A 13,600-nucleotide genomic window follows, 5' to 3' on the forward strand; every position below is an offset into this window, starting at 1 on the left:
ACTCGCACCTCAGACGCCGAGGGCTTGGTGGGATCACCCCCTTGCCCATTCCGTTGAAGGGATTGATCTTTCCCGGAGTCAGGTATTCGTTAAGATCCTCGGCCAGCATGGTCGATACCCCTCATGAAGAAGCCTCCCCGATTCGATCAGGACGTTCTCGGACAATCGATGGCCTTTGTCTTCACGCGGACAAGGTGCGATCGATGGGCCCTCCCGGCCGGCGATCAGGTATGAGGTATTGAACCAGGTCATGGATTCGAGTTGTCGGTCCAGGATGATTTACATCCGCGCCCTCCTGGTCGCCCTGGTGACCTTGGGGACGGCGCTCGATGTGATCGACCTGGCCCCGCTTTCGGATCTCAGCCAGGCTGGCGTCCACGAGGACATTCCCTCGCTCTTCGGGCTCCTCGACCTGGCGTCGAACACGCCGACGTCGGGCGACGACGTCTCGCGAGGCCAACCGGTCTCGGCGGGCGAAGAATCCGAGGGCTCCCAATACCTCGTCCGCGAATCGGTCTGGCCCGACGCCGTGCTCGCCTCTCGGTCGCGGACTGGCGCCTCGACTCAGGTCCTCCCCTGGCTCGTCCCGAGCAGGCAGGCCCGGATTGGCGTCTCGATTCGGTCCGCGAGCCGGGCCCGTCCCCAGACCGGACCTCGAAGTCACACATCGACGTCGCTCTGCCGCTTCCTCTGCTAGCCCCTCACCACACCCGGCCTGCGCCCCGGGCGCTCGATGCGCCAGTGGGCAATCTTCCGGCCGGTCGCCAGCCCACATTCCGAAGAGTTCCGCACCATCGAATCCGCCACCCGCTCCGAAGTCACGCCTTCGGATCCCGGGGTCGGCTGTTCGATTCTTCATACTCCTTCACCTTTACCTAAACGCCTAATCCCCCCCTTGGGGAGGTGATATTCCCATGTCGACCCCCGACATTCTCTTCGCCTATTTCGGCCCCGAAACATTCCTGCCGTTGACCTCGATCGCGGCAACCTTCGTCGGCATCCTCATGATGTTCGGCCGGCATATCCACCGCATGGCCGCCCGCGCCATTCGCCTGGCGTTCCGCAAGAAGGCCCCGGCGGTGAGCGTGAAGAAGCCGCATTTCGAGATGTCCCGGACGGCGAAGCCGCAAACGGTCTCCCAGACCGAGACCGTCTGAGGCGGACGAAGACATCCCGGCCTTTGTCGGAATAGGCCGGGATTCCGACCGCTCGGCTCGTCGCATGCGATGAGTCTCGGAGGCGCGGGATCCGACAGGCGCGGACCTCCTCGGGACGAGGAGCCTCCTTGGCTACGACTTTTAAATAATTAAAAATAAAGACGAAAAAGAATCCAGTCGGACGATCGAGCCACGGAGTGCCCGCGCCCGAGGCCACGGTTTCGGGCGCCGGCCACGCCGATCAGGATGGCGAGATCCAGGGAGGATGCGAAGGTGAAGGAACACTCGACGGTCTCAACCCCGCACGTCGCCAAGCGGAGGCTCCGGCGCCTCTTGGTCATCGCCCCACAGGCGGCGAGCCCCCAACTCCTGGCCCGGGAGATCGTCCTGTCGGCGGCCTGGCTCGGGATCATGACGGGGATGCTCGAGCTGCTCATCCTCCAGGTCCGCAAGCTGTTCCTCAACGCCGCGGCGATGGGCTCGCTCCAACTGAGCAAGCATGCCATCTGGACCATCCCCGTCTCGAACCTGATCATCCTAGGAGCCTGCGGCCTCGTCTTCGGATCCCTCGCGGCCGTAGTCCGTCATCGATACGTCCATCTCGCCGCCTCTTACGTCCTGTTCTCCGTGGCGATGCTGACCTTGATGCTGACGTTCCACGGCCTGTCGACGACCGCTTACGTCGTCTTCGCTTGCGGCCTGGCGTCGAGGATCGTCCCATTCGTCCGCGCCCGCGAAGCGGGGTTTGCCCGGCTCGTCCGCGTGAGCCTCCCCGTGCTGCTGATCCTCGTCGGGGGGCTCACGGCGTTTGGCGTCAGTCGCGACAAGGTCGCCGAGCGATCGGCCCTGGCGAAGCTGGCCGCCCCCCCGAAGGGGAGCCCGAACGTCCTGATGATCGTGCTCGACACGGTCCGGGCCGAGAGCTTGAGCACCTACGGGTACGGTCGAGACACCTCGCCGAACCTGACGAAGCTGGCCCGCCGAGGAGTCCGCTTCGATCAGGCGAGGGTGACGTGCTCGTGGACCTTGCCGTCGCACGCGAGCATGTTCACCGGGCGTTGGCCGCACGAGCTGTCGGCCCGCCTCGAGCGTCCCCTCGACGCGACTTTCCCCACGCTCGCCGAGGTCCTCGGCGGCCACGGGTATGCGACGGCGGGGTTCGTGGCCAACACGTTCTTCTGCAACACCTGGTACGGCCTGAGCCGCGGGTTCCTCCACTATGAAGACACGGCGATGACGACGTTCGAGGTCCTCCGGGGCTCCGCCCTGGGCCGGCATCTCCTCAGGCGTTTCACCGCGACGGACCACGACCGGCCGACGGCCTTCTTCCGCCGGAAGGACGCCCCGACGATCAATCAGGAGGCGCTCGACTGGCTGGCGCAACGCCCCAAGGATCGACCGTTCTTCATGTTCCTGAACTACTACGACGCCCACGACCCCTACTTCACCCCCGACGGGACGAGCCGTCGATTCGGGACGCATCCGACGGAGCCCGCCGACCGCGCGATGCTCCGCGACTGGCATCGCATCGACAAGAAGGCCCTCTCGCCGAAGCAGGTCGAGCTGGCCCGAGACTGCTACGATGAGTGCATCTCCTACCTCGACGAGCAGCTCGGCCGGTTGCTCGACTCGCTCGAGTCGCAGGGGATCCTCAAGGACACGATGATCGTCGTCACATCCGACCACGGCGAGCAATTCGGCGAGCACGGATGCTTCGGGCATGGGCATAGCCTCTACCGCCCCGGGGTCCACGTGCCGCTCCTGGTCGTCGCCCCGTCGCGGGTACCGGCCGGTTCGACGGTCGCCGAGCCGACGAGCCTCCGAGACCTGCCGGCGACCGTCCTCGACGTCCTGGCCCTGGACGCCCACTCGCCGTTCCCGGGGCGGACGTTGGCCAGGCACTGGGATGGGCCGCGATCGGCCGCCGATGGCGTGGAGGAACTCATCCTCTCGGAGCTCGTCGACAAGGACGTGAAGTCTCCCGCCGGTTGGGTGCCGCCCCGCTCGATCATCTCCGAAGGCAAGGTCTATATCCGAGAGAGCGACGGCCACGAGGAACTCTACGACCTCGCGTCCGACCCCGCCGAGGCGAAGGACCTCGTGAAGTCGGATGAGTTCAAGCCGCTACTCGAACGATTCCGACAAACCCTAGGGCGGCTCGATAAGCCGGAGGCCAAGGCGGCCTCCGGCGGCCCTCGCCCCGAGGTCGGGGCAAAACCGTAGTCGTCGGTGGTTCCCCGCGAACCACGGGCGGTCGAGAGGCGTCGAAGGAGGAGAGCCGAGTGTTTCGGCCGTCATCCCCGGGACGGCCGCTTGGTTGTCGGTCTCCAGGTCGACGTCACGGATCGTCGGCCGTCGGATCGTCCCCGAGCACACCGCTCTTTTGCGTCGTCGACTGCCCGAACCACCTCCCCGTGAAGGGCCTCGAGGGGCTTGCCGGGGAGGTGGCGCGAATAGGCCCCCGGTTGGGTTACAATCGGGTTCGTTAATCGACTCCCGAAACGAGGAACCAACCATGTCGCTCCTGGACTCCCTTAAGAAGTACACCACGGTCGTGGCGGACACCGGGGACATCGAAGCCATCGCGCAGTTCAAGCCGCAGGACGCCACGACGAACCCGTCGTTGCTCTTCTCGGCCGCCCAACAGCCCCAGTACGCCCACCTGGTCGAGAAGGCGCTGCAGGAGGCCGCGGAGCAGGGGGGGGATAAGGCTTCCCAGACCGAAGCGTTCATGGATGGGCTGTTCGTGGCCTTCGGCCGCGAGATCCTCAAGATCATCCCCGGCCGGGTCTCGACCGAGGTCGACGCGGGGCTGAGCTTCGACACCGAGAAGACCCTCGCGAAGGCCCACCGGTTGATCGGGCTCTACGAGCAGTACGGCGTCGAGCGTGAACGGGTCCTGATCAAGATCGCGAGCACCTGGGAAGGGATCCGCGCCGCCGAAGCCCTCGAGAAGGAAGGGATCCACTGCAACCTGACCCTCCTCTTCAGCTTCGCGCAGGCCGTCGCCTGCGCCGAGGCCGGCGTGACCCTGATCTCGCCGTTCGTCGGCCGGATCTACGACTGGTATAAGAAAGACAAGGGCGTCTCCGACATCCCGGCCGACGAGGATCCGGGCGTCGCCTCGGTGACGAAGATCTACGACTACTTCAAGAAGTTCGACTACAAGACCCAGGTCATGGGTGCGAGCTTCCGCAAGGTCGAGCAGATCACCCACCTCGCCGGCTGCGACCTCCTGACGATCAGCCCCGACCTCCTCGAGAAGCTCGGCCAGGCCGACGGCAACCTCGACCGCCGCCTCACCGTCGAGACCGCCAAGGCGAGCGACGAGAAGAAGATCCACCTCGACGAGAAGGCCTACCGCTGGCTCCACAACCAGGACGCCATGGCCGTCGAGAAGCTCAGCGACGGGATCCGCAAGTTCTACGCGGACGCCCGCAAGCTCGAGAAGTTCGCCCAGTCGATGGTCACCGAGAAGGTCGCGAGCTGAACGCCCCGCCCATGATCGCCGGGACGGCCCCAGGCGGGCCGTCCCCCTCGCATCCACACGTCTTCCAATTTTTTAATCCGGTCATTTTTTGACACGATCTACCACGCACCGAGGCCGCTCTCGGGTGCCGGCGCTCCGTCGCCGCCCCGAAAGACCACGGGCCTCCCACGTCCGTCATCTTGATCTCGTTCGGCCTCGATCAAAAAGGTTCCGACCGCAGTCCTTCTCTTTGACAATTCGTGCATTACAATAGCACGGGGGAAAAAGAGGCCGTTTGAGTGGGCGTCCGCAATCGAGCGGGGCTCCCGTAAGGCCCTGGAGGGGGTTCGCCCGAAACATTGGGGCGAGCCTTGGTTCGGTTCGTCGCGATTTTCTCGACACGACGGGCGGATCGAACCGTAAATCCATTCGCACCGATGGGGCGGGTGGCGGACTTGTCGTCGGTATCAAGAAGAGCGCCTTTGCGGCGTCTTCGGCCGGGCTGCGCGTGCGGTTTCGGGACTCCAAATCTCAATATTCTTACGATCTTTCACGAGTCTCCTTCGTAGAAATCACAGAACGGCCGGGCGCGATCACCCGGCATCCAATCGCCTCGAAGGAAAGGGCCTCTCCCATGAAACACATCGATGGGCGTTGGCTACGCTGGGCGACGATGGACACGGATCATCCGAGATCCTCGCCGGGCCCTTCGGGCGGTGCCCACGCCCACGCGATCGAGGCCCCGGCCGTCGTTGCGTCCGCCGGGGCGGGAGGCCTCAACCTCAAGAAACGGATCGAGTCCACGGCGATCGCCTTCCGTGGCTATGACGTCACGAACCTGGGGCGGAGCCGAGAGTTCGTCGACCACGAGGTCTACGGGCCGACCGTCCGGCGGACCCTGGACCACGTCTCGGGGATTTGCTCGGAGGTCCTCCACGACAAGGTCGACCTGGCCGAGTACATCCGGGCCGGCGAAAAGACCTCGCTGACGACGTTCCCACACGACATCGGGGCAATCGTCGGGATGGAGCTCGCCCAGCTCGAGCTGCTGGAAGAGTTCCACGACGTCCCCGTCCGTCGCGCCCGGTTCAGCTTCGGCTACAGCATCGGCGAGCTCTCGGCCCTGATCTTCGGCGGCAGCTTCTCCCTCGAGAGCCTGCTCCCGATCCCGTTGCGGCTCGCTCCGGATTGTGCCGAGCTCGCCGCGGACACCACCCTCGGCGTCCTCTTCACCAGGGGGGGTGCGCTCCACCCCGAGGACGTCGAACGGCTCTGCCGGACGATCAGCGCCGAGGGGAAAGGGTTGATCGGGCCGTCGGCATACCTCTCGCCCAACACGGCCTTGTTGCTGGGCCAGGGGGGGACGCTCGACCGGGTCGAGCGCCTGATGGGCGACTTCATCCCGGACAAGGTGATCCTCAAGAGGAATCCGAACCAGTGGCCGCCGCTGCACTCGCCCCTGGTCTGGGAGCGTTCGGTGCCGAACCGCACGGCCATCATGCTCTATCACATCAAGGAGAACCCGACACCTCCTTCGCCGCCGGTCCTCTCCTGCGTCACGGGCGAGGCGAGCTACGAGGGGACCGAGAGCCGAGAGGTCCTGATCCGCTGGACCGACCACCCCCAGCGCCTCTGGGACGTGATCGACGAGACGCTGTCGCAAAGCATCGAAGTCGTGCTGCACGCGGGGCCCGGCCCCAGCCTGATCGCAGCGACCTTCGCCCGGCTCGAGAACAACGTGAGCCGGCAACTGGGCCAGGGCAACCGCTACCTCCACATGCTCGGACGAGGGCTCGCCTCCGGCCTGAACCGGCACGCGTGGCTGACGCGACTCCTGCCGTCGAAGGCCGCGCTCCTGAGGCTGCCCTATCTCGTCCACGTCAACCTGGAGGACTGGCTCCTGGAGAATCACCCCGCGCCGACCGCGGCCGTCTCGCTCGCCCGGAGTCCGAGCCAGGTCGCGGAAGGTCCGCCGTGACCCAAACCCCGGGGAGCTTCGTAAGACAATCAGAGACACGTGAGATCATTCTTCGAGACAAGAGGGGACTGAGATGAGCCAAGACCTCCAGGAGCTCGAACCGCAAACGTTTGTCGAAACCGCGTTGGAGTTGGGGGGCAAGAGCCGCGAGGAGTCGCGGCGGACGGGCTCGCTCGACCGTGCCGACGAGCAGGTCGAGGCCCTCTTCGCGCCCCGCTACCAGACGGCCCACAGCCCCGCGCACCGCGCGGTCTGGGACCACGAATTCCCGCTCGATCTCTTCTCCTCGACCCCGGCGCCCGTGCAGCCGTCGTGGGCCAGGGTGATGGACGACTCGCTCGCCGTGGTGCGCCGGCATCGCGACGCGGGCACGTTGCTCGATGAGAATCGCAAGGTCTCGAACCCGCTCTTGAAGGACCTCGCCGACGCCGGCTACTGGGGCCTCCTCGTCGACCCGGCCCACGGGGGGCAGGGGGTCTCGTTCTCGGCGTTCGCCCGGTTCCTGACGCGGATGGCCACGATCGACCCGACCGTCGCGGGCCTCGCGTCGGTCCACGGCTGCATCGGGGCGGTCGACCCGCTCCGCACCTTCGGCAGCGCCGAGCAGAAGCGGCGGCACCTGCCCAAGCTCGCCAGCGGTGAACGCCTCTCCGGCTTCGCCCTGACCGAGCCTTGCGCCGGCTCGGACCTGACCGCCTTGCGGACGTCGGCGGTGCTCGACGGCGACGACTACGTGGTGAACGGCGAGAAGCTGTTCATCACCAACGCCGTCCCAGGCCGGACGGTCGGCCTGGTCTGCTTGATCGGCGGCAAGCCCTCGGTGCTGATCGCCGACCTGCCCGACCAGGAGGACGAGCATTTCCGGACGGTCAAGTACGGCCTCCACGCGTTGAAGCATTCTTATAACAACGGCCTGAAGTTCCACGACTTCCGGGTCCCGAAGGAGAACCTGCTCGAGCCCGGCCGAGGCGACGGCCTGACCATCGCCTATCACGGGCTGAACCTCGGCCGAGTGGCCCTCTGCTCGGTCGCCGCCGGCACGATGCGGACGATGCTCGCGAACATGCTCCCCTGGGCCCACTTCCGCAGGACGTATGGTGCGACGATCGACACCCGAGAGCTCGTCCGGCGTCGGATCGGCCGGCTCGCGGCCTTGATCGTCGGCGCCGACGCCATGGTCGACTGGTGCTCGGGCCTCCTCGACCAGGGATATCGGGGCGAGATGGAGTGCATCATCGCCAAGATCTTCGGGAGCGAGGCGCAGAAGGAGGCCGCGGTCGAGCTCTTCATGAAGACGCACGGCGGCCGGGCCTTCTTGCACGGCCACCTGTTCGGCGACAACGTCCACGAGTACCTCGCCCCCTGCATCTATGAAGGGGAAGGGGAGATCCTCGGGATGGCGTTCTTCAAGTCGCTCATCAAGGACCACGGCAAGACCTACTTCGAGCCGATCGGCCGGGCCCTCCAGGCCGCGGGGATCCGCGAGCCGAACCCGATGAACCCCGCGCACGCCTGGGCGCTCCGCAAGGCCGTGGTGCCTTACGCCGGGTGGTGGCTCCGCGAGCACTTCGCGTCCAGCGGCCGGCTCCCCGACATCGACCTGCCCAAGCCGCTCGACGACCACGCCCGATTCGCCGTCAAGGCGCTCCGGCGGAGCCGGTTGGAGGTCAGCGACGTGATGAGCAAGCACCAGTTGCGGCTCGCCGACCGCCAGTGCCGGATGGCCGAGCTCTCGCAGCGGATCCAGGACATGGTCGTGATCCTCGCCACGAGCGTCTGGGCCGGCAAGCAGTCGAACCCGGTCGTCCAGGCCGCCGGCGACGTGCTCTGCCAGGACCTGCGTCGTAAACTCTCGGGCGGGCGGCCGACCGACGCCTCGCTCCGCGCCGTCACGAAGCTCGGCCAGACGATCGCCGACGGCGGCTTCGAGGCCATCGCCGGCATCAAACCCGAGGCGATCCTGATGCCGTACACGAATGAACCGACCGAGAAGGCCCATTGATGGCCCTCCAGCCGTGGAGAAGAGAGCCGCGGGCCCGATGCCGTCGAGAGGAACACGCCGGCGTCGGACGGCGCCGCAAAGGCCTCGGGATCGGAGACGAACGGTCCCGTCGTCCCCCGGGATGGCAGGCCTTCGGGATCGAGATCTGCGGGCGAAAGACCTGCCCGACTTTCCTCAAATGCAGACACGGGGGTCATGATGTCCGGCGCATTTCATCTCGAAGAGCGCGACGACAAGATCGCGGTGTTGACCTTCGACGTCCCTGATAAGAAGGTCAACACGCTTTCGCGTGGCGTGCTCATGGAATTGTCGGAGTGGGTCGGCCGGCTCGAGTCGCGAGGCGACTTGCGCGGCCTCCTCTTCCGGAGCGGTAAGCCGGGCCAGTTCATCGCCGGCGCCGACCTCAACGAGCTCGGGGCGCTCGCCCATGCCCCGAAAGAGCAGGTCGCCCAGGCGATCGGCTTCGGGCACCAGCTTTTCAACAAGGTGAGCCGGCTCCCGTTCCCGACCGTCGCCCTGATCGACGGCAACTGCATGGGAGGCGGGACCGAGCTCGTCCTGTCGATGGATGAGCGGATCATCTCCAACGCCGCCGAGTCGAAGATCGCCTGCCCCGAGACCAAGATCGGCCTCATCCCCGCGTGGGGAGGGACTCAACGCCTCCCCAGGCTCATCGGCCTGAACGCGGTCGAGCTGATCTGCTCGGGCGACCCTGTCCCCGCGCGGAAGGCCGTCGAGCTCGGGATCGTCTTCGACGCCGTCCCCGCCGATCGGCTCGTCGAGGAAGGTTGCCGCCTCATCGAGGAGTTCCAGCAGAGCGGCGAGTGGAAGCCTCGTCGGGAGCGGCTCCAGCAGCCCCTCGGCCTGAGCCCCGACCAGCAGATGTTCGCCTTCTCCGTGGCCAAAGGGGCGGTCGCGTCCAAGACCAAGGGGCAGTATCCCGCGCCCCTCGCCGCGCTCGCCGCGATGGAGAAGGGGGCGAACCTGACGCTCGACCAGGGGCTCGAGGTCGAGAAGGAGGCGGCACTCGGGATCATGGGAACGCCGATCTCGGCGAACCTGATCTCCGTCTTCTTCATGAAGAATCGGCTCGATCGCGACTCCGGCGTCGCGACGACCGACGTCGTGCCCGAGAAGATCGGCCGCGTCGGCGTGATCGGGGCCGGTCTGATGGGGGCGGGGATCGCCGCCGCACACGCGAGGTCGGGGATCCCGACCGCACTCCTCGACGTCGACGACGCCCGGGTCGCCGCCGGCCTCAAGCGGGCCGAGGACGTCGTCATGAGCCGGATCAAGATCGGCAGGGCGACCCCGCAAGACATGGTCGACATGCTCGGGAGGCTCAACGGCACGACCATGAACGGCGCCCTCGCCGACCGCGACCTCGTCATCGAGGCGATCGTCGAGGACGAAGCGACCAAGACGTCCACCTATAAGCAACTCGCGGGCATCCTGCGAGAAGGGGCGATCCTCGCCAGCAACACCTCGACGATCTCGATCACGAGGATGGCCGAGTCGGCTCCCGACCCGTCGCGGTTCCTCGGGATGCACTTCTTCAACCCCGTCGACCGGATGGAGCTCGTCGAGGTGATCCGGGGCGAGAAGACGTCCGACCACACCGTGGCCACGGTCGTCGCGCTCGCCAAGAAGATCCGCAAGACGCCGATCGTCGTCCGCGACTGCCCGGGCTTCCTGGTCAATCGGGTCCTCTTCCCCTACATGAACGAGGCGCTCTCGCTCCTGGTGGAAGGGGTGCCGATGGACGCGATCGACGCGGCCGCTCAGGCGTTCGGAATGCCGATGGGCCCGATCGCGCTCCACGACGTCGTCGGCATCGACACCGCCTTCTTCGCGGGGGGGATCCTCGCCTCGGCGTACCCCGACCGGGCCACGTCGCCGGCGATCCTCACGCAGATGGTCCACGCGGGACGGCTCGGCCAGAAGTCCGGCGTGGGGTTCCGCAAGCACGGTGGCAAACGCCCCGTGCCCGACCCGACGTTCGCCACGATCCTCGAGGCACACCGGACCGGCGAGCGGACGCCCGACGCCCGGGAGCTGACCGATCGGCTGTTCTTCCCGATGCTCCTTGAGGCCACGCGAGTCCTCGAAGAGGGGATCGTTCGCGAAGCGGCCGACGTCGATATGGGGCTCATCCTCGGCATCGGCTTCCCCCCGTTCCGAGGCGGGATCCTCCGCTGGTGCGACACCGAAGGGGCCGCGAAGATCGTCGACCGGCTCGCCCATTACCGACACCTCGGGAAGCAGTTCGAGCCGACCGAGACCCTGGTCGCGCACGCCAGGACCGGCGCGACGTTCTATCCGAGCCCCAAGGCCATCTCCGTCCCCAAGACGGTCCCGGCCTGACGTCTCCGGATGCTCGGCTCGAAGGGATGATTCACCCATGATCGCCGCCCGCCTTCGCCACGGGCCGCGATTCCCAATAAGAAGGGACCAGGACGATGAGACACGCGGTCGTCGTCGATGCCGTTCGCACGCCCGTGGGGCGAGCCTCGGCGGAGAAAGGGTCGTTTCGTGACGTCCGTTCGGAAGACCTCTCCGCGCACGTGATCCGGACCCTCATGTCGCGGACCGGGATCGACCCGGCTCGGGTCGAAGACGTGCGCTGGGGATGCGTCCAGCAGCAGGGCGAACAGGGGTTCGACATCGCCCGGATCGCCCTGCTCGCGGCCGGCCTCCCGATCGAGACGGGAGGCGTCACGGTCAACCGCAACTGCGCCTCGAGCTTGCAGGCGATCAACGACGCGGCCATGAGCATCGCCGCCGAGTGCGAGGACGTCCAGGTGGCCGGCGGCGTCGAGCACATGGATCACGTGCCGATGAACAAGGACTACAACCCGTATCCCGGCCTCGCGAAGCGGCACGGCGAGGCGGTCATGAGCATGGGCCTGACGGCCGAGTACGTCGCGGCCAAGTATCGGATCTCCCGACGAAAGCAGGACGAATACGCCTTGCGCAGCCACCAGTTGGCGGCGGCGGCCACCGACGGCGGGCTTTTCCGCGACGAGGTCGTCCCGACCTGGGGCCGCGACGAAGCCGGGCGAAAGGTCCTGGTCACCCAGGACCAGTGCATCCGCCGCGACACCTCACTCGAGTCGTTGACCGCCCTGCCGCCGGCCTTCAACCCCGACGGCGGCTCGGTCACCGCGGGCAACAGCTCGCCGATCAACGTCGGCGCCGCGGGCCTGCTCATCATGTCCGAGGGCAAGGCCCGAGACCTGGGCCTGAAGGCAATGGCCAAGATCCGCGCCATGGCCGTCGTCGGTGTCGACCCCGCCGAAATGGGCATCGGACCGGCCCCCGCGGTCAAAAAAGTCCTCGCCAGGGCCGGCCTGACCTTGGCCGACATCGGCTGCATCGAGCTCAACGAGGCCTTCGCCGTGCAGGTCCTCGCCTCGTTGAAACTCCTCGGCACCGACGAAGAGAAGGTCAACAAACGCGGCGGCGCGATCGCGATCGGACACCCCCTGGGCGCCAGCGGTGCGAGGATCGCCACGACCCTCCTCTACCGGATGCGCGATGAAGGGGCCCAATTCGGCCTCGCGACCATGTGCGTCGGCCAGGGACAGGGGGTAGCCACCATCTTCGAAGCCTGCTAATACTACTTCGTTGAACCACAGTGCCTTCTGACGCAACCTTCTGGACGCCACTCCGGGGTATCATTCCGGAGTGGCACCTCTCGCGACGTGGAACCGATCAACGGTTTGCTGGAGGGCCACATGCGAGGTGAGGCAGCTTGCCATAGGCTGCTCGTCGACTCAAGAAGGCCTCACGGACTTGTAGACGTGGATAAGGTCGCACATGCCTCAAACGAGCAAGGTCAAGATCAAGGAAGTGCGACTACGCCACTATCGAGCGTTCGCCAACGTCCGATGGGAACTTGAAAAGATTACTTTCCTGGTGGGGCGTAACGGTGCCGGCAAATCGACGTTGATGGATGCTCTCAGCTTCATCAGCGAGGCCGTCACCGACTCATTGGGCACGGCCCTGGAACGACGCGGCAACCTGGAAGGGATCCGCCAGAGGCAGCCGGGAAAAGGCCCGGAGTACGACGTCAGCCTTGCCGCAATCATGGAGTTGGGTGGGCAATCTGTCCTTTACGGGTTCGGCATCGGAACGGACACGCCCAAGTCCAACTACATCGTCAAGCATGAGTATCTCTCGGGCATCCGCCACGGCTTTATCCGCGACCGTCAATCCGTCACGAGCGATATCGACGGGATCAAGCCCGTCCCCGATCCCGAAACGCTCCTCTTCCCACTCATTGCGGGGACGAATTCCTCGTGGAAGGCCATCTACGAGGCCCTTCGCCGCATCTCCGTCCACCAGCTCTCGCCGCAGGCCATCCGCGGCGAGCCCAAGATCGGCAGCGAGGAACGACTCAACCGCGACGGGAGTAACGCCGGCGACGTCTTGAAGCACACCAGTCTGAGGGATCATGACTGGATCGAGGAACATCTCCAGGCGGCCATCCCGGGCTTGCGGGGGATCAAAGCCGACGCTCGCGTAGGGCGCCGAGTGATCCTGTTTCAACAGGAGGGGGAAGGGGGGCAGGCGAATACCTTCGACGCGTCCATGATGTCCGACGGCACAGTCCGAAGCCTGGGCATACTGCTGGCCCTCCGGCAGACCCCACGCCCATCGATCGTGCTCCTTGACGAGATCGAGGATTCCCTCCACCCCTTCGCCCAAAGTGTCTTACTCGATGCCATCGACCTGGCGAGCGAGGATTTCCCGATCGTCGTCTCGACGCACAACCCGGAAATCCTGAGCCATGCCACGGCGACCCCTGATCGCATCAGGATCGTCCAATGGAACGAGGGGACCAGCCAGCTCTACCACCTCAATCGCGAGATCCGGGACAACCTGAGGCCCCCCCAGACCGTGGGCCGGCTCCTTCGATCGAACGCCCTCTGGACCGAGGCCGATCCTTCGGCGATCGGGGGCGAAGCCGACTTCTTCAAGGCATTGTAACG

At 66.1% G+C, this 13,600-nt stretch carries 9 protein-coding genes; all 9 read left to right on the forward strand.

Annotation, left to right across the window (positions count from 1 at the left end; genetic code table 11):
* The first annotated feature begins 274 nt into the window (after positions 1–274).
* The 9 genes from ACYOEI_RS08375 to ACYOEI_RS08415 all read left to right on the forward strand — a co-directional run bounded on the left by ACYOEI_RS08375 (position 275) and on the right by ACYOEI_RS08415 (position 13,598).
* Positions 275–697 carry a hypothetical protein gene (locus ACYOEI_RS08375; RefSeq protein ID WP_462848944.1) on the forward strand — a complete coding sequence of 141 codons (423 nt, stop codon included), beginning with the start codon at positions 275–277 and terminating at the stop codon, positions 695–697.
* A gap of 217 nt (positions 698–914) precedes the next feature.
* Entirely contained in the window at positions 915–1,157 is a 243-nt protein-coding gene (locus ACYOEI_RS08380) for a hypothetical protein (protein WP_462848945.1), read from the forward strand.
* Positions 1,158–1,430: 273 nt separating this feature from the next.
* On the forward strand, positions 1,431–3,380 hold the full coding sequence (locus ACYOEI_RS08385) for a sulfatase (protein ID WP_462848946.1): 1,950 nt from the start codon (positions 1,431–1,433) through the stop codon (positions 3,378–3,380).
* Between the two features lie 292 nt (positions 3,381–3,672).
* On the forward strand, positions 3,673–4,647 hold the full coding sequence (tal, locus tag ACYOEI_RS08390; RefSeq protein ID WP_462848947.1) for a transaldolase: 975 nt from the start codon (positions 3,673–3,675) through the stop codon (positions 4,645–4,647).
* Between the two features lie 613 nt (positions 4,648–5,260).
* On the forward strand, positions 5,261–6,604 hold the full coding sequence (locus tag ACYOEI_RS08395; RefSeq protein ID WP_462848948.1) for an ACP S-malonyltransferase: 1,344 nt from the start codon (positions 5,261–5,263) through the stop codon (positions 6,602–6,604).
* 73 nt (positions 6,605–6,677) lie between these two features.
* Positions 6,678–8,606, forward strand: coding sequence for an acyl-CoA dehydrogenase family protein (locus tag ACYOEI_RS08400; RefSeq protein WP_462848950.1), 1,929 nt, complete (start codon positions 6,678–6,680; stop codon positions 8,604–8,606).
* 195 nt (positions 8,607–8,801) lie between these two features.
* Positions 8,802–10,970, forward strand: coding sequence for a 3-hydroxyacyl-CoA dehydrogenase NAD-binding domain-containing protein (locus ACYOEI_RS08405; protein ID WP_462848951.1), 2,169 nt, complete (start codon positions 8,802–8,804; stop codon positions 10,968–10,970).
* Positions 10,971–11,065: 95 nt separating this feature from the next.
* Positions 11,066–12,223, forward strand: coding sequence for an acetyl-CoA C-acyltransferase (locus ACYOEI_RS08410; protein WP_462848952.1), 1,158 nt, complete (start codon positions 11,066–11,068; stop codon positions 12,221–12,223).
* Positions 12,224–12,425: 202 nt separating this feature from the next.
* A complete protein-coding gene (locus ACYOEI_RS08415; protein ID WP_462848953.1) occupies positions 12,426–13,598 on the forward strand; it encodes an AAA family ATPase in 1,173 nt (390 codons plus the stop codon).
* Positions 13,599–13,600: the final 2 nt, after the last annotated feature.

The organism is Singulisphaera rosea (genome assembly GCF_054877945.1).

What these genes read in the sequence shown, in the direction of transcription:
- ACYOEI_RS08410 (WP_462848952.1), top strand. Translation starts at nt 11,066, where the DNA reads ATGAGACACGCGGTCGTCGTCGATGCCGTTCGCACGCCCGTGGGGCGA.
- ACYOEI_RS08405 (WP_462848951.1), top strand. Translation starts at nt 8,802, where the DNA reads ATGATGTCCGGCGCATTTCATCTCGAAGAGCGCGACGACAAGATCGCG.
- ACYOEI_RS08415 (WP_462848953.1), top strand. Translation starts at nt 12,426, where the DNA reads ATGCCTCAAACGAGCAAGGTCAAGATCAAGGAAGTGCGACTACGCCAC.
- tal (WP_462848947.1), top strand. Translation starts at nt 3,673, where the DNA reads ATGTCGCTCCTGGACTCCCTTAAGAAGTACACCACGGTCGTGGCGGAC.
- ACYOEI_RS08380 (WP_462848945.1), top strand. Translation starts at nt 915, where the DNA reads ATGTCGACCCCCGACATTCTCTTCGCCTATTTCGGCCCCGAAACATTC.
- ACYOEI_RS08400 (WP_462848950.1), top strand. Translation starts at nt 6,678, where the DNA reads ATGAGCCAAGACCTCCAGGAGCTCGAACCGCAAACGTTTGTCGAAACC.
- ACYOEI_RS08375 (WP_462848944.1), top strand. Translation starts at nt 275, where the DNA reads ATGATTTACATCCGCGCCCTCCTGGTCGCCCTGGTGACCTTGGGGACG.
- ACYOEI_RS08395 (WP_462848948.1), top strand. Translation starts at nt 5,261, where the DNA reads ATGAAACACATCGATGGGCGTTGGCTACGCTGGGCGACGATGGACACG.